21 protein-coding genes are annotated in these 21937 nt (G+C 61.2%); 12 read left to right on the top strand and 9 right to left on the bottom strand.

Annotated elements, in window-relative coordinates; translation table 11 throughout:
• The first annotated feature begins 511 nt into the window (after positions 1-511).
• Complete coding sequence (locus AB4O36_RS25955; protein ID WP_460140590.1) at positions 512-1177, top strand: NAD(P)-dependent oxidoreductase; 666 nt, start codon at positions 512-514, stop codon at positions 1175-1177.
• Here the strand turns inward: AB4O36_RS25955 and AB4O36_RS25960 are convergent.
• Positions 1164-2114 carry a choline sulfate utilization transcriptional regulator gene (locus AB4O36_RS25960; protein WP_460140591.1) on the bottom strand — a complete coding sequence of 317 codons (951 nt, stop codon included), beginning with the start codon at positions 2112-2114 and terminating at the stop codon, positions 1164-1166. The genes AB4O36_RS25955 and AB4O36_RS25960 overlap by 14 nt on opposite strands.
• Before the next feature lie 114 nt (positions 2115-2228).
• On the opposite strand from AB4O36_RS25960, the gene betC reads away from it, so the two are divergent.
• The 3 genes from betC (at position 2229) to AB4O36_RS25975 (ending at position 6339) form a co-directional block, all read left to right on the top strand.
• Positions 2229-3743: a choline-sulfatase gene (gene betC / locus AB4O36_RS25965; RefSeq protein WP_460140592.1), complete on the top strand. Its 1515-nt coding sequence runs from the start codon at positions 2229-2231 to the stop codon at positions 3741-3743.
• Between the two features lie 16 nt (positions 3744-3759).
• Positions 3760-4683, top strand: coding sequence for a choline ABC transporter substrate-binding protein (choX, locus tag AB4O36_RS25970; RefSeq protein WP_460119395.1), 924 nt, complete (start codon positions 3760-3762; stop codon positions 4681-4683).
• Positions 4684-4770: 87 nt separating this feature from the next.
• On the top strand, positions 4771-6339 hold the full coding sequence (locus AB4O36_RS25975) for a SulP family inorganic anion transporter (RefSeq protein WP_460140593.1): 1569 nt from the start codon (positions 4771-4773) through the stop codon (positions 6337-6339).
• Positions 6340-6366: 27 nt separating this feature from the next.
• Here the strand turns inward: AB4O36_RS25975 and aroE are convergent, their stop codons facing one another.
• Both aroE and hemF read right to left on the bottom strand, forming a co-directional pair.
• A complete protein-coding gene (gene aroE / locus AB4O36_RS25980) occupies positions 6367-7188 on the bottom strand; it encodes a shikimate dehydrogenase (RefSeq protein WP_460119399.1) in 822 nt (273 codons plus the stop codon).
• Between the two features lie 13 nt (positions 7189-7201).
• A complete protein-coding gene (hemF, locus tag AB4O36_RS25985) occupies positions 7202-8116 on the bottom strand; it encodes an oxygen-dependent coproporphyrinogen oxidase (RefSeq protein WP_460119400.1) in 915 nt (304 codons plus the stop codon).
• A gap of 179 nt (positions 8117-8295) precedes the next feature.
• On the opposite strand from hemF, the gene AB4O36_RS25990 reads away from it, so the two are divergent.
• On the top strand, positions 8296-9273 hold the full coding sequence (locus tag AB4O36_RS25990; protein WP_460140594.1) for an NADPH:quinone reductase: 978 nt from the start codon (positions 8296-8298) through the stop codon (positions 9271-9273).
• A gap of 93 nt (positions 9274-9366) precedes the next feature.
• On the opposite strand, the gene AB4O36_RS25995 is transcribed toward AB4O36_RS25990, so the two are convergent.
• The 3 genes from AB4O36_RS25995 to AB4O36_RS26005 all read right to left on the bottom strand — a co-directional run bounded on the left by AB4O36_RS25995 (position 9367) and on the right by AB4O36_RS26005 (position 12185).
• Positions 9367-9924, bottom strand: a complete 558-nt coding sequence (locus AB4O36_RS25995) for an L-threonylcarbamoyladenylate synthase (protein ID WP_460119403.1) — start codon at positions 9922-9924, stop codon at positions 9367-9369.
• Positions 9925-9978: 54 nt separating this feature from the next.
• Positions 9979-11079: a DNA-processing protein DprA gene (gene dprA / locus AB4O36_RS26000; protein ID WP_460119405.1), complete on the bottom strand. Its 1101-nt coding sequence runs from the start codon at positions 11077-11079 to the stop codon at positions 9979-9981.
• 80 nt (positions 11080-11159) lie between these two features.
• Positions 11160-12185, bottom strand: a complete 1026-nt coding sequence (locus AB4O36_RS26005) for a LysM peptidoglycan-binding domain-containing protein (RefSeq protein WP_460119407.1) — start codon at positions 12183-12185, stop codon at positions 11160-11162.
• Between the two features lie 167 nt (positions 12186-12352).
• Here AB4O36_RS26005 and def point away from each other — a divergent pair, with 167 nt between their 5' ends.
• The 5 genes from def (at position 12353) to AB4O36_RS26030 (ending at position 17055) form a co-directional block, all read left to right on the top strand.
• On the top strand, positions 12353-12859 hold the full coding sequence (def, locus tag AB4O36_RS26010) for a peptide deformylase (RefSeq protein ID WP_460119409.1): 507 nt from the start codon (positions 12353-12355) through the stop codon (positions 12857-12859).
• 67 nt (positions 12860-12926) lie between these two features.
• A complete protein-coding gene (gene fmt, locus AB4O36_RS26015; protein ID WP_460119411.1) occupies positions 12927-13886 on the top strand; it encodes a methionyl-tRNA formyltransferase in 960 nt (319 codons plus the stop codon).
• Entirely contained in the window at positions 13883-15193 is a 1311-nt protein-coding gene (gene rsmB / locus AB4O36_RS26020; RefSeq protein ID WP_460119412.1) for a 16S rRNA (cytosine(967)-C(5))-methyltransferase RsmB, read from the top strand. The genes fmt and rsmB overlap by 4 nt, the downstream gene beginning before the upstream one ends.
• A gap of 21 nt (positions 15194-15214) precedes the next feature.
• Positions 15215-16588 carry a Trk system potassium transporter TrkA gene (gene trkA / locus AB4O36_RS26025; protein ID WP_460140595.1) on the top strand — a complete coding sequence of 458 codons (1374 nt, stop codon included), beginning with the start codon at positions 15215-15217 and terminating at the stop codon, positions 16586-16588.
• A 152-nt stretch (positions 16589-16740) separates the two neighbouring features.
• Positions 16741-17055, top strand: a complete 315-nt coding sequence (locus tag AB4O36_RS26030; RefSeq protein ID WP_460119416.1) for a tetratricopeptide repeat protein — start codon at positions 16741-16743, stop codon at positions 17053-17055.
• Here AB4O36_RS26030 and AB4O36_RS26035 read toward each other — a convergent pair whose 3' ends face one another.
• The 3 genes from AB4O36_RS26035 to AB4O36_RS26045 form a co-directional block, all read right to left on the bottom strand.
• Entirely contained in the window at positions 17056-17292 is a 237-nt protein-coding gene (locus AB4O36_RS26035; RefSeq protein WP_460119418.1) for a PilZ domain-containing protein, read from the bottom strand.
• 72 nt (positions 17293-17364) lie between these two features.
• On the bottom strand, positions 17365-18252 hold the full coding sequence (locus tag AB4O36_RS26040) for a lysophospholipid acyltransferase (protein ID WP_460119419.1): 888 nt from the start codon (positions 18250-18252) through the stop codon (positions 17365-17367).
• Between the two features lie 40 nt (positions 18253-18292).
• Positions 18293-18850, bottom strand: coding sequence for a DNA-3-methyladenine glycosylase I (locus AB4O36_RS26045; RefSeq protein ID WP_460140596.1), 558 nt, complete (start codon positions 18848-18850; stop codon positions 18293-18295).
• Positions 18851-18931: 81 nt separating this feature from the next.
• Between AB4O36_RS26045 and glyQ the strand changes: the two genes are divergently transcribed.
• Positions 18932-19885: a glycine--tRNA ligase subunit alpha gene (gene glyQ, locus AB4O36_RS26050; protein WP_460140597.1), complete on the top strand. Its 954-nt coding sequence runs from the start codon at positions 18932-18934 to the stop codon at positions 19883-19885.
• Complete coding sequence (glyS, locus tag AB4O36_RS26055; RefSeq protein WP_460140598.1) at positions 19882-21936, top strand: glycine--tRNA ligase subunit beta; 2055 nt, start codon at positions 19882-19884, stop codon at positions 21934-21936. Before glyQ ends, glyS begins: the two co-directional genes overlap by 4 nt.
• Position 21937 lies beyond the last annotated feature (1 nt).

A 21937-nucleotide genomic window follows, 5' to 3' on the forward strand; every position in this document is an offset into this window, starting at 1 on the left:
GGAAGCGCGAGGCGTACGGGCGGAGTGATGGCGAAGCGGCGGGTAGTAAAGGACATCAGGGTCACCATTGTTGTTGTTTAATGGGCTGTGCGAGCGGTAAAACGCTGGCATTGGCCGACCGGTCTGTTGCCGGTAGTGGGGCGATCCTAATCGGGGAAGCTTTCAGCCAGCTTTCGCCTGTGAAAGTGGTGACCGGATGCGTGACCGGTCGTCGGGGCGTGAGACCGAGGTGAAGCCATCGCGAGCAAGCTCGCTCCTACAGGACTGCATATCTGGACGAACACCTGCCGGGTGAAACCGAAGAAACCCTGTGATCAAAAAATAGACAGGTCCAATGGCCGGATCGCGCCCATCCTGAACCCCCGCGCTTGATCGATGCTGTTCGCGTCGAAATACACATGGGCGTGATAGCCCTTGATCTGCTGCATGGCAATCCCTCCAAACCCATTCGAACCCTCACCGATTACCGCAGGTCACACGCCATATACGTATGAAAGTGTGGAGATCAGCCATGAAAAATGCAGAAACCCCAGTCATCAAAGTGGTGCTGTATGGTGCCATGAGTAGCCTGGGCAGTGCGCTGATGGCTGAAATGCTGCGCCGTCAGCATGAAGTCATCGCGATACTCGATGAACTGACGGCCTTGGCCCCGCGCCCCGGTTTGCGCACCAAGACCGGTGACCTGTTCGATGCCGAGCGGGTCAAGCAGAGCGTGGCGGGCTGCTCGGCAGTGATCTGCCTGCTGGATGCACCAGGGCTGCCATTCAACAGCGAGCACGTGGAAAGAAGCATTGTGCCGGGGCCTGTGGAGCAAGTGCTGGCGGTTGATGCATTAGTCGATGGCCTGCAGGCGGCGGGCATTTCGCGATTGTTTCTGGTGGGTGATTTCGAACTGCTGGATGACCCGGAGATTGAGGACCAACTGCAGCGCCATGCCGCCGAAGAAATCCGCGAGGCCCTGCAAAGCAGCTCGCTGCACTGGACGCTGATCGACGCACCGCGAGGCGTGGCGGGGCTGACCATCGAGCATTTCAGCCAGGTCAGCAGCAGTCTGGAACCCGGCTTGGCCGAACCGCTGGAACGTCTCAGTCGTGTCGCGACAGGTATCGCCGATGAGTTGCACTTGAACCTGCACGTGGGTGAGCACATCAGCTTCGTGGGTACTACACCGCAATAGACGGCAACGTCAGGCCGCTGAGCGATTGCGCGCTGCTGGCCTGCTCGGCCATCAACCAGTCGACGAACTGCTGGATCAGCGCCCCGCGTCGTTTGCGGGGCGGCAGCACCACGTAGTAACCCTGACGGGAAATGACCGTGTCGGCAATCGGACGACACAACAACCCCTGCGCCAGCAAGTTATCCACAAGGTGCCGCCAACCAATTGCCACACCCTGGCCACCAATCGCGGCCTGGATCAGCAGCGTGTAATTGTCAAAGCGCAACTGGCCAGGCGCAGGCGCCGAGCTAAGGCCGAGTCCACGAAACACGCCACTCCAATCGAACCATTTGCTGCTGTTCTCGCCGCGTAAATGCAACAGTGGCAACTCCAGCAACGCTTGAGCGGGCAAGGGCAGGGGTCGGTCCGCCACCAGCAGTGGGCTGCATACCGGAAAGACCTCTTCACTGAACAGCCAATGACTTTCGCCCTGCTTGAATCGGCCATCACCGAACAACACGGCCACATCGATATCCGTGCGCAGCATGTTGAGGCTGCGCTCGCTGGTGACCAGGCTGACATCCACCTGCGGGTTGGCGGCATGGAAACGGTGCAGACGCGGCATCAACCAATAGGCGGCGAAGGCGAAATCGGTGGCAACCTGTAACACTTCGTGTTGATTCTGAGTGCTGATTGCGCTCAATCCTGCATCGATATTCAGCAAACCGAGCTGAACCTGCTCAAATAGGATCGCCCCAGCCTCGGTCATTTCTATGCCGCGATAAATGCGGTCGAACAAACGCGTGGCGAGTTGATCTTCCAGACGCTTGATCTGCTGACTGATCGCCGGCTGCGTCGTGCCCAGCTCCACAGCCGCAGCGGTGAAACTGCGTTGGCGCGCAGCCGCCTCGAAAGCCCGAAGCAGATCCAGGGACAAATCACCCAAGGCGTCATACATAAGCTGTGCTTATCCTAGTCATTGTCTTGCATGGGCTTTACCACAAAGAGCATGGAATCCATCCTCGATTGCAGCACTTTCGCATAAATATTCACTATGGAATGCCGCGATCACATGAAGCGCAAGAACATTCTTTTCATCATGGCCGATCAAATGGCCGCGCCAATGTTGCCGTTCTACGGCCCTTCGCCTATCAAACTCCCGAATCTCAGCCGCCTCGCCGCCCAAGGCGTGGTGTTCGATGCCGCCTACTGCAATAGTCCCCTGTGCGCGCCGTCGCGTTTTACCCTGGTCAGCGGTCAGTTGCCGAGCAAGATCGGCGCCTATGACAACGCTGCCGATTTCCCCGCCGACGTGCCGACGTACGCCCACTATCTGCGTCGCCTGGGCTACCGGACGGCGCTGTCGGGCAAGATGCACTTTTGCGGTCCGGACCAACTGCACGGCTATGAAGAACGCCTGACCAGCGACATCTACCCAGCCGACTACGGCTGGGCGGTAAACTGGGACGAGCCGGATGTGCGTCCCACCTGGTATCACAACATGTCTTCGGTGCTGCAAGCCGGGCCGTGCGTGCGTACCAACCAGCTGGATTTCGATGAAGAGGTGGTATTCAAGGCCCAGCAGTATCTGTTCGATCACGTGCGCGAAGAGGGCGACCAGCCGTTTTGCCTGACCGTGTCGATGACTCACCCGCACGACCCGTACACGATTCCCAAGGCGTTCTGGAATCTGTACGAAGACAGTGAGATCCCATTGCCGGAAACGCCGGCGCAGAGCGAGCTCGACCCTCACTCCCAACGTTTGCTCAAGGTTTACGACTTATGGGACAAGCCGTTGCCTGTGGATAAGATCCGCGATGCGCGACGCGCCTACTTCGGTGCGTGCAGCTATATCGACAGCAACGTCGGCAAACTCCTGCAAACGCTCGAAGAAACTGGGTTGATCGACGACACCATCATCGTCTTTTCCGGCGACCATGGCGACATGCTCGGCGAACGCGGGCTCTGGTACAAAATGCACTGGTTCGAAATGTCAGCCCGCGTACCGATGTTGATCAGCGCGCCCGGGCAGTTCGGTGCAGGACGGGTCAGCGCCGCCGTGTCGACCGCCGACCTGTTGCCCACCTTCGTCGAACTGGCTGGCGGCTCACTGGAGCCGGGGTTGCCACTGGATGGTCGCTCCCTGGTGCCGCACCTGCAAGGGCAGGGCGGTCATGACGAAGTGTTTGGTGAGTACATGGCCGAAGGCACCACCAGCCCGTTGATGATGATTCGCCGCGGCGCCTACAAATTCATCTACAGCGAGCAAGACCCTTGCCTGCTCTTCGACATAAACAATGACCCCTGCGAGCAGGAAGAACTCAGCCAGTCTGCGCAACATCGTGGGCTGTTCGATGAATTTCTCGCCGAAGCACGGGCCAAATGGGATATCCCGGCGATTCACCAGCAGGTGCTCGCCAGTCAACGTCGTCGGCGTTTCGTTGCCGATGCGCTGACCATCGGCAAGCTGAAGAGCTGGGATCACCAGCCACTGGTGGACGCCAGTCAGCAGTACATGCGCAACCACATCGATCTCGACGACCTGGAGCGCAAAGCACGTTATCCACAACCCTGCCAAAACCAATAATGTTAAGGGGAAGTCCATGCAAAAGTTATCCACAGCGCTGACAATCGGTCTGTTGGCTCTGGGCAGTGCCTCGGCATTTGCCGACGACAAGAGCTGCGAGACGGTGAAGATGGCCGATCCCGGCTGGAGTGACATTGCCGCGACCAACGCCATCACCGGGTTTCTGCTGGACGGCATGGGCTACAAAGCCAAGGTCGACACCCTCGCGGTGCCCATCACCTTCGGGGGTTTGAAGGACGGCCAGGTCGACGTGTTCCTGGGTAACTGGATGCCAGCGCAACAAGGTTTCTACGACAAATTCGTGGCTACCGGTGACGTGACGCAACTGGCGAAAAACCTCGACGGCACCGAATTCACCCTCGCCGTGCCGGACTATGTCTGGGACGCGGGTGTGCATAACTTTGCCGACCTGAACAAATACGCCGACAAGTTCGACAAGAAAATCTATGGCATCGGCTCCGGCGCGCCGGCCAACATTTCGCTGCAGGACATGATCAAGAAAAACGACTTTGACATGGGGCAGTGGAAGCTCGTGGAATCCAGCGAACAGGCCATGCTGGCTGAAGTGTCGCGGGCCGTGAAGAAGCAGAAATTCGTGACCTTCCTCGGCTGGACGCCTCACCCGATGAACGTGCAGTTGAAAATGCATTACCTCAAGGGTGGCGAGAAGTACTTCGGTGACACCGGCACCGTGCACACCCTGACGCGCAAGGGTTATGCCCAGGCCTGCCCGAATGTCGGCAAGTTGCTGACCAACCTGAGTTTCACCCAGGACATGGAAAACAGCATCATGGCTGAGGTGGTGAACAAGAAGCTGAGCAACGCCGATGCGGCCAAGGCGTGGATCAAGGCCAACCCGGCTGTGCTGGACAAGTGGCTGGACGGCGTGAAGACCCTGGATGGCAAGGAGGCGTTGCCGGTGGTCAAGGCCAAGCTTTAACGTTCTCCCCCTGTGGGAGCTGCGCACCGCCGCTCCCACAATGTCATCTGCTGTTACTCTTTCGCAAAACCCTGACCGAGAGGACCCATGGCCCTTCCAAGCCGCCATTCGCTCTTTCCCTTCCTCAGTTGGTTGCCCCGGCAAACCCGCGCCGGCGTCGGGCGTGACCTGATCGTTGGCTTGAGCGGCGCCATTCTTGCGTTACCGCAGTCCATTGCCTACGCCCTGATCGCGGGCCTCCCACCGGAGTACGGCCTGTACGCCGCCATCATCCCGGTGCTGATCGCCTGTCTGTGGGGTTCATCCTGGCATCTGATCTGCGGCCCTACGGCGGCCATTTCGATTGTGTTGTATGCCAGTGTCAGTCCGCTGGCGGTGCCGGCTTCCAAGGACTACATCACGCTGATCCTGCTGCTGACGTTCCTGGCCGGGGTTTTCCAGTGGTTGTTGGGGCTGCTGCGGTTCGGCGCTTTGGTCAATTTCGTTTCACACTCGGTAGTGCTGGGGTTCACCCTGGGCGCAGCGGTGGTCATCGCCATTGGCCAGATGCCCAACCTGCTAGGGCTGGATGTACCCAACCAGGCGACGGCGCTGGACAGTTTCATGACACTGTTTCACCACTTGGGCGAAGTTGATCGCCCCTCACTGGTGCTCGGCGTAGCGACCGTGGTGGTGGGCGTGATCCTGAAAATGCTGTTGCCGCGCTGGCCAACCTTGTTAATCACGTTGGTACTGAGCGGGCTGGTGGTGTGGTTGTGGCCCTCGATGTTCGGCCATGTCGGCCTGGTCAGTACCTTTGTCGGCCGGCTGCCGCCGTTCAGCCCGTTGCCGCTGGACCTGGATGTGGTCCTTCGACTGTTGCCCAGCGCCGTCGCAGTGGGAATGCTCGGGCTGGTCACCAGCCTGTCGATTGCCCGCTCCCTGTCGGCGCGTTCACAGCAATTGCTCGATGCGAACCAGGAGGTACGTGCACAGGGCTTGTCGAACATTGTCGGGGCGTTTTTTTCCGGGTCCCTGTCGGCCGGCTCCTTCACACGCTCTGGGTTGAGCTTCGAAGCCGGCGCCTGCTCACCGCTGGCAGGGATTTTTTCCGCCGTCTGGGTGGCGCTGTTTGCCATCTTCGGCGCCAACCTGATTGCGCACATTCCGATCCCGGCCATGGCAGGCAGCATTCTGTTGATCGCTTGGGGGCTGGTGGATCATCGCGGCATCCGTGCCCTGCTGCGAGTCAGCCGCGCGGAATTCGCGGTGATGGCACTGACCTGCGTCGCCACGCTGCTGCTGCAATTGCAAACCGCGATCTACGCCGGCGTGCTCGCGTCGCTGTTCTTCTACCTTAAACGCACCTCGCAACCACGGGTCCAGCACTGGCGTGACGGCGACGAGGACATTCTGCGGGTCGGCGGCTCGATCTTCTTCGGTGCCAGCCATTACCTGCAAGTGCGCCTGCAACGGATGAACGCCGCGCGCGTGGTGATCGAAGCGCAGCAGATCAACTTCATCGACTATTCAGGGGTGGAAATGCTGCATCAGGAGGCACGACGGCTGTTGCGTCAGGATCGCAGCCTGACGCTGCGCGGGGCTCGGCCGCCGGTGGTGGAGGAGCTGAGGAAGCTTGAGGGGGCGCAGAAGTGCCCGATACGGTTCGAGGATTGAAACACCACCCCTGTAGGAGCGTCCGGTTTATGCAGCCAACTGCCGACGCAACTCCGCCAGCACCGGCGCCGTGTCCGGGCGCACGCCACGCCACAGGAAGAAGGCTTCCGCCGCCTGCTCGGCGAGCATGCCCAGGCCATCCATCGACACCGCTGCGCCCTGCTGCGTTGCCCAGCGGCAGAACGCAGTCGGTTCCTTGCCGTACATCATGTCGTAGCAGACGGTCTTGCCGGGCTCGACCAGGCTGCCGGCAATCGGCGGGACATCACCGGACAGGCTCGCCGACGTCGCGTTGATGATCAGGTCCACCGACTCGTGCAGCCAATCGAAACCACTGGCCGACACCGGCCCCAGGTCCGCAAACAGCTCGGCCAGCAGCTCGGCCTTTTCCACCGTGCGGTTGGCGATGATCACCGAAGCCGGCTGCTCGGCCAAAAGTGGTTCCAGCGCTCCACGCACCGCACCACCGGCGCCGAGCAGCAGGATGCGTTTGCCCTTGAGGCTGAACCCGGCATTGACCGTCAGGTCCCGCACCAGTCCGGCACCATCGGTGTTGTCGCCCAGCAGGGTGCCGTCGGCGAGTTTGCTCAGGGTGTTCACCGCGCCAGCCCGTTGGGCACGCGCCGTCAGGCTGTCTGCCAGGCGAAACGCTTCTTCCTTGAACGGCACCGTCACATTCGCCCCGCGCCCTTCGAGGAAAAATCCCCGGGCGAAGGCCGAAAAATCCTCGAGCGGCGCCAGTGAAGTGCTGTAATCCAGTTGCTGAGCGGTCTGCTCGGCAAACAACCGGTGAATCATCGGCGACTTGCTGTGGCCAATCGGGTTGCCGAATACGACGTAACGGTCCATCAGGTTTCCTCGTTCAGGCCTCGGCCAACCAATCGCGATCTTGCAGGAAATACTCGGTCAGACGGGCTTCTTCGGTGCCCGGCTCGGCTTTCCAGTCATAGCCCCAGCGAACCTGGGGTGGCAGCGACATCAGGATCGACTCGGTGCGCCCACCCGACTGCAGGCCGAACAGCGTACCTCGGTCATACACCAGGTTGAACTCGACGTAACGGCCGCGACGAAATTCCTGGAACTCGCGCTGTTGGGCGGTGAACGTATCGTTCTTGCGGCGCTGCACGATTGGCAGGTAGGCGTCGATGTAGGCATCACCGATGGCACGGATGAAGGCGAAGCAGGTGTCGAAGTCCCACTCGTTCAAGTCATCGAAAAACAGGCCGCCAATACCGCGTGGCTCGTGGCGATGCTTGATATGGAAATAGCTGTCGCACCAGGCCTTGTAGCGTGAGTAGACGTCTGGACCGAACGGCGCGCAGGCCTGCTCGGCAACACGGTGCCAATGCACACAGTCTTCGACATTGCCGTAGTAGGGGGTGAGGTCAAAGCCGCCGCCAAACCACCAGACCGGTTCTTCACCTTCTTTTTCCGCGATGAAAAAACGCACGTTGGCGTGGGAAGTTGGCACCTGCGGGTTGTGCGGGTGAATCACCAGCGACACGCCCAGGGCTTCGAAGCCACGCCCGGCCAATTCCGGCCGATGGGCGCTGGCGGACGGTGGGAGACCGCTGCCAAAAACGTGGGAAAAGTTCACGCCGCCCTTTTCGATGACCGCGCCATTCTCGATCACCCGGGTGCGACCGCCGCCGCCTGCCGCACGGGTCCAGGCGTCTTCGACGAACTGCATGGCGCCGTCTTCGGCTTCCAGGGCAGCACAAATGCGGTCTTGCAGGTCGAGCAGATAGGCTTTTACGGCCTCGGTGCGGGTCGTCATGTCATCACCTTGGATCAGGGCAAAACTACGCGGCGCCCCAGCGGAGCGGGGTCCGGCGCAAATGGGCGCGTAGCATAACATCGCAGGCGCCCGCGTCGCTGTTGACGAAGATCAAGCTTAGGAGTCCGATAGAGGGCTTGGCGTTACAGCCCTGGTACCAAGACCCAAGGAGAGTTCTGATGGCAAAGCGTGTCCAGTTCCGCACCCATGGCGGGCCCGAAGTACTTGAGTATGTGGATTACCAACCGGCCGAGCCCGGCCCGCAGCAAGTGCGCGTGACGAACAAGGCCATCGGCCTGAATTTCATCGATACCTACTACCGCAGCGGCCTTTACGCGCCGCCGTCCTTGCCGTCTGGCGTGGGCTCCGAAGGCGCGGGCGTGGTCGAGGCCGTAGGCAGCGCGGTGACTCGCTTCAAGGTCGGCGATCGCGTGGCCTACGGCAGTGGCCCGCTGGGTGCCTACAGCGACGTGCACGTACTGCCGGAAGCCAATCTGGTTCATCTGCCGGATGCAATCAGCTTCGAACAGGCCGCCGGCGTCATGCTCAAGGGCCTGACGGTGCAATACCTGTTGCGCCAGACCTATGAGCTCAAGGGTGGCGAAACCATCCTGTTCCACGCGGCGGCCGGCGGTGTCGGTTCCCTGGCCTGCCAATGGGCCAAGGCTCTCGGCGTGAAGCTGATCGGCACGGTCAGTTCGCCGGAAAAAGCCGCGCTGGCGAAAGCCAACGGTGCATGGGCGACCATCGATTACAGCGTGGAAAACGTCGCACAACGGGTGCTGGAGTTGACTGACGGCAAGAAGGTGCCGGTGGTGTACGACGGCGTCGGCAAGGACACTTGGCTGACCTCGCTGGACAGCACCGCACCTCGCGGCCTGGTGGTGAGTTTCGGCAATGCTTCCGGTGCCGTGGATGGGGTGAACCTGGGCATTCTTTCGGCGAAAGGCTCGCTGTACGTCACCCGGCCAACCCTGGCGACCTACGCCAACAACGCCGAAAACCTGCAGCGCATGGCAGATGAAGTGTTCGAGATGATCATCAGCGGCAAGCTGAAGGTCGATATCAGCCAGCGCTATCCGCTGGCTGAAGCGGCGAAGGCGCAGACCGAGTTGTCGGCGCGGCGTACGACCGGTTCGACCATCCTGTTGCCTTGAGGTCCCCATCGCAAGCAAGCTCGCTCCTACAGGGGGCTACGCCGTTCACAAACCCGTAGGAACGGGCTTGCTCGCGATGAAGGCACCACGGTCTCAAGCCGGACGAATCACATTCCCCGTCGCCAGATCACGAATCAGGCTCGGGTTCTTGCGCCCGCCCAGGTTGCCGCCCAACACGAAATCAACCTCCCCACGGAAATACTGCTCCACCCGCAACCGCGTACGCGCCGCAGGTTTTCCTTGGGGGTTGGCCGATGTCGACACCAGCGGTCCGACCAGCGCACACAAGTCTCTCACCAGCGGGTGATCGCTGACTCGCAGCGCCACCGTGTCGTGCACCCCGGTGATCCACTCGGGTAACAGGTTCTGATGGGGCACCAGCCAAGTGTTCGGCCCCGGCCAGGTGCTGGCCATGCGATCCATCCACAGCTCGGGGAAATCTTCGAAGAGAAAATCGAACTGCCGAATGTTGTCGGCCACCAGGATCAGCCCCTTGTCGACTGCGCGCCCCTTGATCAGCAGCAGACGCTCCACCGCCTCTTCGTCCCACGGGTCGCAACCCAGACCCCAGACCGCCTCGGTTGGATAGGCAATCACCGCTCCTGCGCGAACGGCTTGCGCGGCTTGTTGCACACGCCAACTGTTGACCATGAAAAACTCTCCGGAATTAGGCTCTGCGCAGTTTACCGATCTTCCTTGTAAAACCTAGCTCACCCGCGCAAACCACCGCCCGCTTTCGCAGCTCGCACGGCCATCCATTTCCAGTTCGGTCAACGCCGCCAGCACTTTGGGCAATGCCCAACCGCTGCTTTCAGCCAGCGCTTCGCTGGTGTGAGGCGCCGCATGCAAAAGGGCCAGCAGCGGGTGATTTGTCGTCGGCGTCTCTGTGGATAAGGGTAACTGCTGCCAGCCGCGCAGGGCCTCGAGGATATGCTCGATGGTCTCCACCAGCGTCGCACCGTCGCGGATCAACTGATGACAACCTCTGGCACCGGGATGATGAATCGATCCCGGAATCGCATACACCTCACGACCCTGCTCCGCTGCCAACCTCGCCGTGATCAACGAACCACTGGCCACGCTGGCCTCCACCACCAGCACGCCGAGCGACAGCCCGCTGATGATGCGGTTGCGCCTCGGAAAGTTGCTCGCGGTGGGGCCGGCATCCAACGGGAACTCGGAAACCACCGCGCTGCCCGACGCGATCATGTCGTCAGCCAGCCTGCGGTTGCGCTGTGGATAAAAATTTTCGATGCCGGTCCCGAGGACGCCGACCGTTTGCCCGCCGACATTCAGCGCAGCTTGATGCGCGGCGGCATCGATGCCCAGCGCCAAGCCACTGGTGATGACAAAACCTGCCCCGGCCAGGCTTCTGGAAAACGCCGCCGCAGTGTCCATGCCTGGTCGCGAAGCGCGACGGCTACCGACCATCGCCAACTGCGGCTTTTCCAGAATGCCCGGGTTGCCAGCAACAAACAGCAGCGGCGGTGCAGCGCTGATTTCTGCCAGCAGCGCCGGATAGTCGGGCTGGTCCCACATCAACAAATGCTGGCCCGAACGCTCTAGCCAGGCCAATGCATGGCTGGCACCATCGCGCACCTCAGTGCTGCGCCGCGCCTCGGCACAGGCCATCGGCAGGCCCAGCGAACGCCAGGCGCTGGCCGGTGCACCGATGGCTTTGGAAGCAGAGCCGAAGGCTTCAAGCAGTTTTTTGAATCGCACCGGGCCGAGCGCCGGCAAACGATGCAGACGTAGTCGAGCTTCCAGTTCCGCAGGGGAAACCGGTGTTATGGCAGACACGGTCATGGATCATCCTTGATCGTTTATGAGTTCCTTTCCAGCAGGAACAAGCTGTGGATAACTCTGTTGGTAAGTTGTGAAGCAGGCTAAGGATTACGCACCTTGTCCATCACCGCCAGGGACCGCGAAGCGTTGAGCACCAGGCCGTAACTGAGCTTGTCGTAGGTGCGGAATACCATCAGCAAACCGGCACGCTCATCGGGAATCTTCAACGGCTGGCCGGTGATCCGATCGCGCACGGTTTCACCTGTTTTCATCACCACCAGTACATTGCCTTCGGCCAGGCCGTCACGTTGCCCCTTGTTCAGCGTCACTACGTCCAGCGCGCCAATCTGCGTGACTCCGCGCGGCACATCGATGATCAGGCCATTGATCTCACTGGCTGGCGCACTGGGCATGAACGTCGAGTTGATCGACCGTTCTTCGCTACTGAACAGCCGATCGCCAAGACGCACTTCCTGGGTCGTGCGTTGCAGGGCGAGGGTGGCGACGTCACCTTCAGTGGCGACCACCTCACCGCCGCCAATGTCGTCGGCGTTGATCCCCAGAAACTCCTTGCTCTCGGGGTCGGTATAGACCTTGCCCTGGCGGAAAATGCCATAGACCGGGTGCTGCTGATCGAAGTGGCCACGGGCGAAGATGCGGTCACCGGTGCCACTGAGCACCCTTTCGGCATCACCGGCGACGATGTAGGGCGCCTTGTCGAAATCCTCGGCCTTGTCGACGATGCGATTGCTCAGCAGGAAACTGTTGATCGCTTGTAGCGGGATGCTCGGGATCGCGTCGGCCACCGGTGAACTGCGCACCCGTGGCGACAGCTTGATGGTGCCCCGGGATGCGCCACGATTGAGGGTCAGGCGCGGCTGGCCATCGACGTAGACCAGCGATAGCAAGTCGCCTGGGTAGATCAGGTTGGGATTCTGGATCTGCGGATTGACCTGCCAGAGCTCAGGCCATTTCCAGGGCTCGCGCAGGAATTTGCCGGCGATGTCCCAGAGTGTGTCTCCTGCTACGACGGTGTATTGCTGTGGAAAACCTTCCCTGAGCTGCACTTGCCCGTGCGCAAAACCGGCCGAAGCCAGGAGCAGCAGGGCGAGTAGTGATTTCCTCATGCGGTGAATCCCTTTATCATGTGCGTTCGCGTGAAACGCCAGAGCCTTCGTGGCCCGCTCCCTGCTCAATTGAGAAAAAGGAGCTACGTTTTACAACGGTAGCCGGCATCTTCAGACCCGCCAGGCCATCGACCCGACTTTACCTCACACGTGCATCAGTTGATCTTATGGCCATTTTAGACATCCTCGAATTCCCCGACTCGCGCCTGCGCACTATTGCCAAACCAGTGGCCGTAGTGGACGACGAAGTGCGTCAGTTGGTCGACGACATGTTTGAAACAATGTATGAAGCGCCAGGCATCGGCCTTGCCGCTACCCAGGTCAACGTGCACAAACGTATCGTCGTCATGGACCTCTCCGAAGACCGCAGCGAACCACGGGTGTTCATCAACCCCGAGTTCGAACCGCTGACCGAGGAGATGGAGCAATATCAGGAAGGCTGCCTCTCGGTGCCGGGCTTCTACGAAAACGTCGATCGCCCGCAAAAGGTCAAGATCAAGGCCCTGGACCGCGACGGCCAACCTTACGAACTGATCGCCGAAGGTCTGCTCGCCGTGTGCATCCAGCATGAATGCGACCACCTCAATGGCAAATTGTTCGTCGACTACCTGTCCAGCCTCAAACGCGACCGGATCAAAAAGAAACTGGAAAAGATCCATCGCCAGAACGCTTGATGCCCTCCCTTCAAAGGCTTGCTGCGGCAAGCCTTTTTCTTTGCAATTGCTTTAATGAGAGTTCCCCATGACTGAGCCACTGCGCATCGTCTTTGCCGGCACCCCGGAATTCGCCGCCGAACATCTCAAGGCGCTGCTCGACAGCCCTTACGAGATCGTCGCCGTCTACACCCAGCCGGACCGCCCGGCGGGTCGCGGGCAAAAGCTGATGCCCAGTCCGGTCAAGCAGTTGGCTCAGGAACACGACATCCCGGTGCTGCAACCACCCACCTTGCGCAATGAAGCGGCGCAGGCCGAACTGGCGGCGCTCAAGCCGGACTTGCTGGTGGTGGTGGCCTACGGCCTGATCCTGCCGCAAGCGGTGCTGGATATCCCGCGTCTGGGTTGCATCAACAGCCATGCCTCGTTGCTGCCACGCTGGCGTGGGGCTGCGCCTATCCAGCGGGCCGTCGAAGCTGGCGACAGCGAGAGCGGCGTGACCGTGATGCGCATGGAGCTGGGCCTCGACACCGGGCCGATGCTGCTCAAGGTCACTACGCCAATCAGCGACGACGACACCGGCGGCACCCTCCACGACCGCCTGGCGCAAATCGGCCCCGCGGCAGTCATCCAGGCCATCGCCGGTCTTGCGGCGGGAACGCTGGAAGGTGAAGTGCAGGATGACAACCTCGCCACCTACGCGCACAAATTGAACAAGGACGAAGCACGCATCGATTGGAACCGCCCGGCGGTTGAGCTGGAACGTCTGGTTCGCGCCTTCAACCCATGGCCGATCACCCACAGTATGCTGAACGGCGAAGCATTGAAGGTGCTGGCTGCCAGCCTCGCGCAAGGCAAAGGCGCGCCAGGAGAAATCCTCGGCGCCAGCAAGGATGGTCTGATCGTCGCTTGCGGTGAGCAGGCGCTGTGTCTGACACGTCTGCAATTACCCGGCGGCAAGGCGCTGAATTTCAGCGACCTGTTCAACAGCAGACGTGAGAAATTTGCCATCGGCACCGTGCTCGGCCAAACGGCGGAGGCTCAATGAATCCCCGTCTGGCTGCCGCCAAGGCTCTGGCTGCCGTCCTGAGCGGGAAAGCCTCGCTCAACAGTTCGCTGCCCACGCAACTGGACAAGGTCGAGGACCGTGACCGCGGTTTTACCCAGGACCTGGCGTTCGGAACCGCCCGCTGGCAGCCGCGCCTCTCGGCGCTGGCAGCCAAGTTGTTGCAGAAACCGTTCAAGGCTGCCGATGCCGATGTCGAGGCGTTGCTGCTGGTCGGTCTCTACCAACTGATCTACAGCCGCGTCCCAGCCCACGCGGCCATCGGCGAAACCGTCGGTTGTGCCGACAAACTGAAAAAACCCTGGGCCAAGGCGCTGCTCAACGCGGTATTGCGCCGCGCCCAGCGTGAAAGCGAAGCGTTACTGGCCGAGCTGGAGCACGACCCGGTGGTGCGCACCGCCCACCCGCGCTGGCTGCAAAAGTCCCTGAAAGCGTTCTGGCCAGAGCAGTGGGAAGCCATTTGCGCGGCGAACAATGCGCACCCGCCGATGATCCTGCGGGTCAACCGCCGCCATCACAGCCGTGATGCCTACCTGGGCTTGCTCGCCGACGCCAGCATCGCCGCCACAGCCTGCGTCTACAGCCGCGACGGCATCATTCTCGAAGCGGCCACCGATGTGCGCAGCCTGCCGGGTTTCGCCGAAGGCTGGATCAGCGTGCAGGACGAAGCGGCGCAACTGGCCGCCGACCTGCTCGACCTCGCCCCCGGACAGCGGGTGCTCGATGCCTGCTGCGCCCCGGGGGGCAAGACCTGCCACATCCTCGAAGCCGAACCGGCACTGGCCGGTGTGGTTGCGGTGGACCTTGAAGCCAAGCGTTTGGTGCGGGTGCGGGAAAACCTCGAACGCCTGCGTCTGAATGCCGAACTGATCGCCGCCGATGGCCGCGACACCGCCACTTGGTGGGACGGCAAACCCTTCCAGCGCATCCTCCTCGACGCTCCCTGCTCGGCGACTGGCGTGATCCGGCGGCACCCGGACATCAAGCTGACCCGCCAGCCGGAGGACATCATTGCCCTGGCACAGCTTCAAGGCGAATTGCTCGACGCCATGTGGAAGACACTCGAAGTCGGCGGCATCCTGCTGTACGCGACCTGCTCCACGCTGCCGACCGAGAACACCGAAGTGATCGAAGCCTTCCTCGCCCGCACGACGGGCGCCCGCGAGCTGGACCTTGCTACGGCAGCCGGCCTCAAGCAGCCTCATGGTCGCCAGTTGCTGGCCCAGGAAGGGGGTCACGACGGGTTCTACTACGCCAAGCTGATCAAGATCGCCGCCGCGCGCGGTTAACCGGTTTAAGGGAGTGACTGGATGAAAATCATCATCCTCGGCGCAGGGCAGGTGGGCGGTTCGCTGGCAGAACACCTGGCCAGTGAAGCCAACGACATCACCGTGGTCGACACCGATGGCGAACGCCTGCGCGACCTCGGCGACCGGCTGGACATCCGCACCATCCAGGGCCGCGGCTCACTGCCGACGGTCCTGCGCCAGGCCGGTGCGGACGACGCCGACATGTTGGTGGCGGTCACCAACAGTGACGAGACCAACATGGTCGCCTGCCAGGTCGCCCACACCCTGTTCCACACCCCGACCAAAATCGCCCGTGTGCGCGAAGCGTCCTACCTGACGCGCCCCGAACTGTTCGATAACGAAGCCATTCCGGTGGACGTGCTGATCAGCCCGGAACAGGTCGTCACCAACTACATCAAGCGCCTGATCCAGTATCCGGGCGCATTGCAGGTGATCAACTTCGCGGAAGGCAAGGCGCAGCTGGTCGCGGTGAAGGCGTACTACGGTGGACCGCTGGTGGGCCAGCAACTGCGCCAGTTGCGCGAGCACATGCCGAACGTCGAAACCCGCGTCGCCGCCATTTTCCGTCGCGACCGACCGATTCTGCCGCAGGGCGACACGGTGATCGAAGCCGATGACGAGGTCTTTTTCATCGCCGCCAAGGGCAATATTCGCGCGGTCATGAGCGAAATGCGTCGTCTCGACGAGAGCTACAAACGCATCGTCATCGCCGGTGGCGGACAGATTGGCGAACGCTTGGCCGAAGCCATCGAGAGCCGCTATCAGGTGAAGATCATCGAGATGAGCCCAGGCCGCTGCCGCCATCTCTCCGACACCCTCGACAGCACCGTGGTGTTGCAGGGCAGTGCGTCGAACCGCGATTTGCTGCTGGAAGAGAACATCGCGGACGCCGACCTGTTCCTCGCCCTGACCAACGACGACGAAGCCAACATCATGTCCTCGCTGTTGGCCAAGCGGCTGGGTGCGAAGAAGGTGATGACCATCATCAACAACCCGGCCTACGTCGACCTGATCCAGGGTGGCGACATCGACATCGCCATCAGCCCTCAATTGGCGACCATCGGCACCTTGCTCGCCCATGTGCGGCGCGGCGATATCGTCAGCGTGCACTCATTGCGTCGTGGTGCGGCAGAGGCGATCGAGGCGATTGCCCATGGCGATTCCAAGTCGAGCAAGGTGATTGGCAAGGCCATCGAGAACATTGGCCTGCCACCGGGCACGACGATTGGCGCGATCATTCGTGATGAAGAAGTGATCATTGCCCACGACGATACCGTGATCGCCGCCGGGGACCATGTGATCCTCTTCCTTGTGGATAAAAAGCACATCCGCGATGTGGAGAAGCTGTTCCATGTGGGGTTGAGCTTCTTCTGATTCCAAGGTTTGTAAGGACAACACTGGCCTGCCTGTAGGAGCGAGCATGCTCGCGATGGAGTCAGGAGCGTCACTGGGTATCAGACAACCCGCGTCATCGTTGACGACCATCGCGAGCATGCTCGCTCCTACAGGTTATAAGGAAACTCAACATGATCGAATCACTGGAAAAAATGCTCGCCAAGGGTGTGGATAACGCCCTGCTGCGCTTCGGCCTGGGCAAGGGTTATCTGGATCTCGGGGAAAACGCGAAGGCAGTCGAGCACTTCGCTCGCTGCGTGGAGCTGGACCCCAAGTACTCGGCGGCGTGGAAGCTGTTGGGCAAGGCCCGTCTGGGGCAAGAGGACTTTGCCGGCGCGCGTCAGGCCTGGGAACAAGGTCTGGAGGCCGCCCGCACCCATGGCGATAAGCAGGCAGAAAAGGAAATGACCGTGTTCCTGAAAAAGCTGGAACGTCAGGCGCGCTGATCAGAGGTAACGCAGGCCAATACCCTCGGCGTCCACTTGCACCACTTCCATCTTGACCCTCGGGGCGCCTGTGGGTAAATCCTGTACCTGCCCGTAAACCACTGCCCCCTTGGACAAAGCGGCCAAGGCCGGATGCTTGACGTACACCCCCGTGGTGGAAAGGTTGCGCGTCTGGCCAAGGCATTCGCCGAAGCTCTCATGACTGATCTTGATGCGAAACGACTTGTGTTCGGACATCTATTGCGCCCTTTCCTCAACAGCTGTGGATAAATCCCTTCGCGGATTTATCCACAGATCATGCCAATAGGTTCAATACCAGCGCGCCTCTCCAGGCGGACGCTTCTTGAAACGCTTCATGCTCCACATGTACTGGCTTGGATACGCCCGCACGTAACGTTCGACCACCTGGCTCATGGCCGCGCAGGAAGTTTCGGTATCGGTGCTGTACATGGCCTCCGGCGCAGCTTCCAGAATCACCTTGTAGCCCGAACCGTCCGGCAGGCGCAGCGCATGCAGGAACACACCGACCGCCTTGCCGCCGGCCAGCATGTTCGGGACAAACTTGCTGGTCAATGCCTGGGTCGCGAAGAACGGCACGAAGATCCCGGCGGATTCGGCCGGTTCCGGGTCGGCGGGAATGCCTACTGCACCACCTTTGCGCACTTCCTTGATGACACTGAGGATCCCTTCCTTGGTGGAGGCGGCGACCTTGTTGCCCAACTGCACCCGCTGTTTCTGCAGCAATTCATCCACCGCCTTCAACTTGGGCGGCCGATAGAAAATGATCGGCTTGCACTGGCTGCAATAGAAGTGGTTCAGCACTTCCCAGTTACCCAGGTGGCTGGTGATACCCACGACGCCCTTGCCCGAAGCGAGGGCGTCTTTCAGAACGTCGAGCCCTTCGACTTCGCGCACCAGGTCGATGGAACGCTGTGCCGGCCAGATCCACGCACAGGCGCTTTCGGTCAGGGACTTGCCGATGTCCTTCAGGCTCTGGCCGACCAGACGCTCGCGCTCGGCGGGGTCCATTTCGGGGAAGCACTTGGCCAGGTTGATCCGCACCACGTCACGGGAACGGTTCGGGGTTTTCCACATCACCCAGCCAATGGCTGAGCCCACGGCCTGTACGGCCCGCCACGGAAGCAGGGCAAACAGCCGCAGAGCGCCTACCAGCAAGGCGCCTTTAAACTTATCCACAGGTCACTCCTGATCTTGTGCGGTGCGCGAGGCGGTCATTCTAACCGCCGTTGGCCAAGGTCGCGTAGCGATCGCAATCGCGAGTGTGGTCCATGACCATTCCCGAGGCCTGCATCAAGGCATAACAGATGGTCGGGCCGACGAAGTTGAAGCCGGCTTTCTTCAGGCCTTTGCTCATCGCTTGAGCCTCGGGCGTGATCGCCGGTACTTCGCTGCGATCCTTGAAATGATTGATTTTGGGCACGTTGTCGACGAAGGACCAGAGAAACCCCACCGGGTCTTCCAGCGCCAGCCAGGCTTGGGCGTTGCGCCGGGCGGCGTTTAGCTTCAGGCGATTACGGATGATTCCGGGGTCGAGCATCAATTGCTCGATTTCGGCGTCGCTCATCTGCGCCACGCGCTGCACGTCAAAGCCGAACAGTACCTGTCGGTAATGCTCGCGTTTGCGCAACACGGTGATCCAGGACAGGCCAGCCTGGAACCCTTCGAGCAAAAGCAACTCGAACAAACCCTGCGCGTCCCGTAACGGCGTGCCCCACTCCTGATCGTGATAAGCCATGTACAGCGGATCTTCGGTACACCAAAAGCAGCGTGGCATAAGGCTCCAGGGGGCGTGCGCAGCCATGAATCGGGTATACTCCCGCTCTTTAAATCGCAGCCCAAGAAACAGGTGAATTTCGTGAGCCAGCCTACGCCAGCCGTGCGTACCTTCCAAGACTTGATCCTCGCCCTCCAGCAATACTGGGCCGAGCAAGGTTGCGTGGTACTTCAGCCCTACGATATGGAAGTAGGCGCCGGGACTTTCCACACCGCCACGTTTCTGCGTGCCATCGGCCCCGAAACCTGGAACGCCGCTTATGTGCAGCCCAGTCGTCGCCCGACTGACGGCCGCTACGGCGAAAACCCGAACCGCCTGCAGCACTACTATCAGTTCCAGGTGGTCCTGAAGCCCAATCCGGACAACTTCCAGGAACTGTACCTGGGCTCGCTCAAGCACGTCGGCCTGGACCCGTTGATCCACGACATCCGCTTCGTCGAAGACAACTGGGAATCGCCGACCCTCGGTGCCTGGGGCCTGGGCTGGGAAGTCTGGCTCAACGGCATGGAAGTCACGCAGTTCACTTACTTCCAGCAAGCGGGCGGCATCGAGTGCTACCCGGTGACCGGCGAAATCACCTATGGCCTCGAGCGCCTGGCCATGTACCTGCAAGGCGTGGACTCGGTCTACGACCTGGTCTGGGCTGACGGTCCGTTCGGCAAGGTGACCTACGGCGATGTGTTCCATCAGAACGAAGTGGAACAGTCGACCTACAACTTCGAACACGCCAACGTCGACAAACTGTTCGAACTGTTCGACTTCTATGAAAGCGAAGCCAAGCGCCTGATCGAACTCGAAGTGCCGCTGCCGTTGCCGAGCTACGAAATGGTGCTGAAGGCTTCCCATACCTTCAACCTGCTGGATGCGCGCCGTGCAATCTCGGTGACCGCGCGTCAGCAATACATCCTGCGTGTACGCACCCTGGCGCGTTCCGTTGCACAAGCCTACCTGCTGGCCCGCGCCAAGCTGGGCTTCCCGATGGCGACCCCGGACCTGCGTGACGAAGTACTGGCCAAGCTGGAGGCTGCACAATGAGTGCTCAAGATTTCCTGGTAGAACTGGGCACCGAAGAACTGCCACCCAAAGCCCTTAATACCCTGGCCGACGCGTTCCTGGCCGGTATCGACAAAGGCCTGCAGGCCGCCGGCCTGAACTACGAGACCAAGACCGTCTATGCCGCGCCGCGTCGTCTGGCGGTGCTGATCACCGCGCTGGCTACCCAGCAGCCTGATCGCAGCATCAACCTCGACGGCCCGCCACGCCAGGCCGCGTTCGATGCCGACGGCAACCCGACCCAGGCCGCCCTGGGTTTTGCCAAGAAGTGCGGAGTAGATCTCAGCGAAATCGACCAGAGCGGTCCGAAGCTGCGCTACAGCCAGAACATCGCCGGCAAGCCGACCGCGAGCCTGCTGCCGACCATCGTCGAGGACTCCCTCAACGACCTGCCGATTCCCAAGCGCATGCGCTGGGGCGCCCGCAAGGAAGAGTTCGTTCGTCCGACCCAGTGGCTGGTGATGCTGCTGGGTGACCAGGTCATCGACTGCACTCTCCTCGCCCAGAAGGCCGGCCGCGACTCCCGTGGCCACCGCTTCCACCACCCGGAAAAGGTCCGTATCGGTTCGCCGTCCAGCTACCTGGCAGACCTGCGCGCCGCCTACGTGCTGGCCGATGCCAACGAGCGCCGCGAGATCATCAGCAAACGCACCGAAGAGCTGGCCACCCGCCAGGAAGGCACCGCGATCGTGCCACCGGCGCTGCTCGACGAAGTCACCGCGCTGGTTGAATGGCCAGTGCCGCTGGTGTGCTCGTTCGAAGAGCGTTTCCTCGACGTGCCACAGGAAGCCCTGATCACCACCATGCAGGACAACCAGAAGTACTTCTGCCTGCTGGATGCCGACGGCAAGTTGCTGCCACGTTTCATTACCGTGGCGAACATCGAAAGCAAGGACCCGCAGCAGATCATCGCCGGTAACGAGAAGGTGGTCCGTCCACGCCTGACCGACGCCGAGTTCTTCTTCAAGCAGGACAAAAAACAGAAGCTTTCTGACTTCAACCAGCGCCTGCAGAACGTGGTGTTCCAGGAAAAACTCGGCAGCGTCTACGACAAGGCCGAACGCGTTTCCAAACTGGCGGCCTACATTGCCGCGCGCATCGGCGGCAACGCCTCCTGGGCGGCCCGCGCAGGCCTGCTGTCCAAGTGCGACCTGGCGACCGAGATGGTCGGTGAATTCCCGGAAATGCAAGGTGTTGCCGGCTACTACTACGCCGTCAACGATGGCGAGCCGCAAGACGTCGCTCTGGCGCTGAACGAGCAGTACATGCCGCGCGGTGCTGGCGCCGAACTGCCTGCGACGCTGACCGGTGCAGCCGTGGCCATTGCCGACAAGCTGGACACCCTGGTGGGGATCTTCGGCATTGGCATGTTGCCAACCGGCAGCAAGGACCCGTACGCACTGCGCCGTGCCGCGCTGGGCGTGCTGCGCATCCTGATCGAGAAACAACTGGACCTGGACTTGAACGACGCCGTCGCCTTCGCAGTGAATGCGTTCGGTACCAAGGTCAAGGCCACCGGCTTGAACGAGGCCGTGCTGGAGTTCATCTTCGACCGTCTGCGTGCACGTTACGAAGACGAAGGCGTCGACGTGGCCACCTACCTGTCGGTTCGCGCCCTGAAGCCGGGCTCGGCCCTTGACTTCGACCAGCGTGTGCAAGCGGTGCAGGCCTTCCGTAAATTGCCGGAAGCGGCAGCGTTGGCAGCCGTGAACAAGCGTGTGTCGAACCTGCTGAGCAAAGTGGAAGGCTCCGTGCCGACTGTGGTTGAGGCCAAGTATTTCGACAACGCCAACGAGTTCTCCCTGTACTCGGCGATCCAGCAAGCTGACCAGGCTGTGCAGCCAATGGCGGCGGCCCGTCAGTACAGCGAATCGCTGGCACGCCTCGCGGCGTTGCGCGAACCGGTGGATGCGTTCTTCGAAGCCGTGATGGTCAACGCCGATGACGCCAATGTGCGCGCCAACCGCTATGCGTTGCTGTCTCGCCTGCGTGGGCTGTTCCTCGGCGTTGCCGACATTTCGTTGCTGGGGTAAG

It is taken from the genome of Pseudomonas sp. S2_E01 (genome assembly GCF_054668365.1).

Coding starts and splice junctions, on each gene's coding strand:
- AB4O36_RS25955 (WP_460140590.1), top strand. CDS start 512: ATGAAAAATGCAGAAACCCCAGTCATCAAAGTGGTGCTGTATGGTGCC.
- AB4O36_RS25960 (WP_460140591.1), bottom strand. CDS start 2,114: ATGTATGACGCCTTGGGTGATTTGTCCCTGGATCTGCTTCGGGCTTTC.
- betC (WP_460140592.1), top strand. CDS start 2,229: ATGAAGCGCAAGAACATTCTTTTCATCATGGCCGATCAAATGGCCGCG.
- choX (WP_460119395.1), top strand. CDS start 3,760: ATGCAAAAGTTATCCACAGCGCTGACAATCGGTCTGTTGGCTCTGGGC.
- AB4O36_RS25975 (WP_460140593.1), top strand. CDS start 4,771: ATGGCCCTTCCAAGCCGCCATTCGCTCTTTCCCTTCCTCAGTTGGTTG.
- aroE (WP_460119399.1), bottom strand. CDS start 7,188: ATGGACCGTTACGTCGTATTCGGCAACCCGATTGGCCACAGCAAGTCG.
- hemF (WP_460119400.1), bottom strand. CDS start 8,116: ATGACGACCCGCACCGAGGCCGTAAAAGCCTATCTGCTCGACCTGCAA.
- AB4O36_RS25990 (WP_460140594.1), top strand. CDS start 8,296: ATGGCAAAGCGTGTCCAGTTCCGCACCCATGGCGGGCCCGAAGTACTT.
- AB4O36_RS25995 (WP_460119403.1), bottom strand. CDS start 9,924: ATGGTCAACAGTTGGCGTGTGCAACAAGCCGCGCAAGCCGTTCGCGCA.
- dprA (WP_460119405.1), bottom strand. CDS start 11,079: ATGACCGTGTCTGCCATAACACCGGTTTCCCCTGCGGAACTGGAAGCT.
- AB4O36_RS26005 (WP_460119407.1), bottom strand. CDS start 12,185: ATGAGGAAATCACTACTCGCCCTGCTGCTCCTGGCTTCGGCCGGTTTT.
- def (WP_460119409.1), top strand. CDS start 12,353: ATGGCCATTTTAGACATCCTCGAATTCCCCGACTCGCGCCTGCGCACT.
- fmt (WP_460119411.1), top strand. CDS start 12,927: ATGACTGAGCCACTGCGCATCGTCTTTGCCGGCACCCCGGAATTCGCC.
- rsmB (WP_460119412.1), top strand. CDS start 13,883: ATGAATCCCCGTCTGGCTGCCGCCAAGGCTCTGGCTGCCGTCCTGAGC.
- trkA (WP_460140595.1), top strand. CDS start 15,215: ATGAAAATCATCATCCTCGGCGCAGGGCAGGTGGGCGGTTCGCTGGCA.
- AB4O36_RS26030 (WP_460119416.1), top strand. CDS start 16,741: ATGATCGAATCACTGGAAAAAATGCTCGCCAAGGGTGTGGATAACGCC.
- AB4O36_RS26035 (WP_460119418.1), bottom strand. CDS start 17,292: ATGTCCGAACACAAGTCGTTTCGCATCAAGATCAGTCATGAGAGCTTC.
- AB4O36_RS26045 (WP_460140596.1), bottom strand. CDS start 18,850: ATGCCACGCTGCTTTTGGTGTACCGAAGATCCGCTGTACATGGCTTAT.
- glyS (WP_460140598.1), top strand. CDS start 19,882: ATGAGTGCTCAAGATTTCCTGGTAGAACTGGGCACCGAAGAACTGCCA.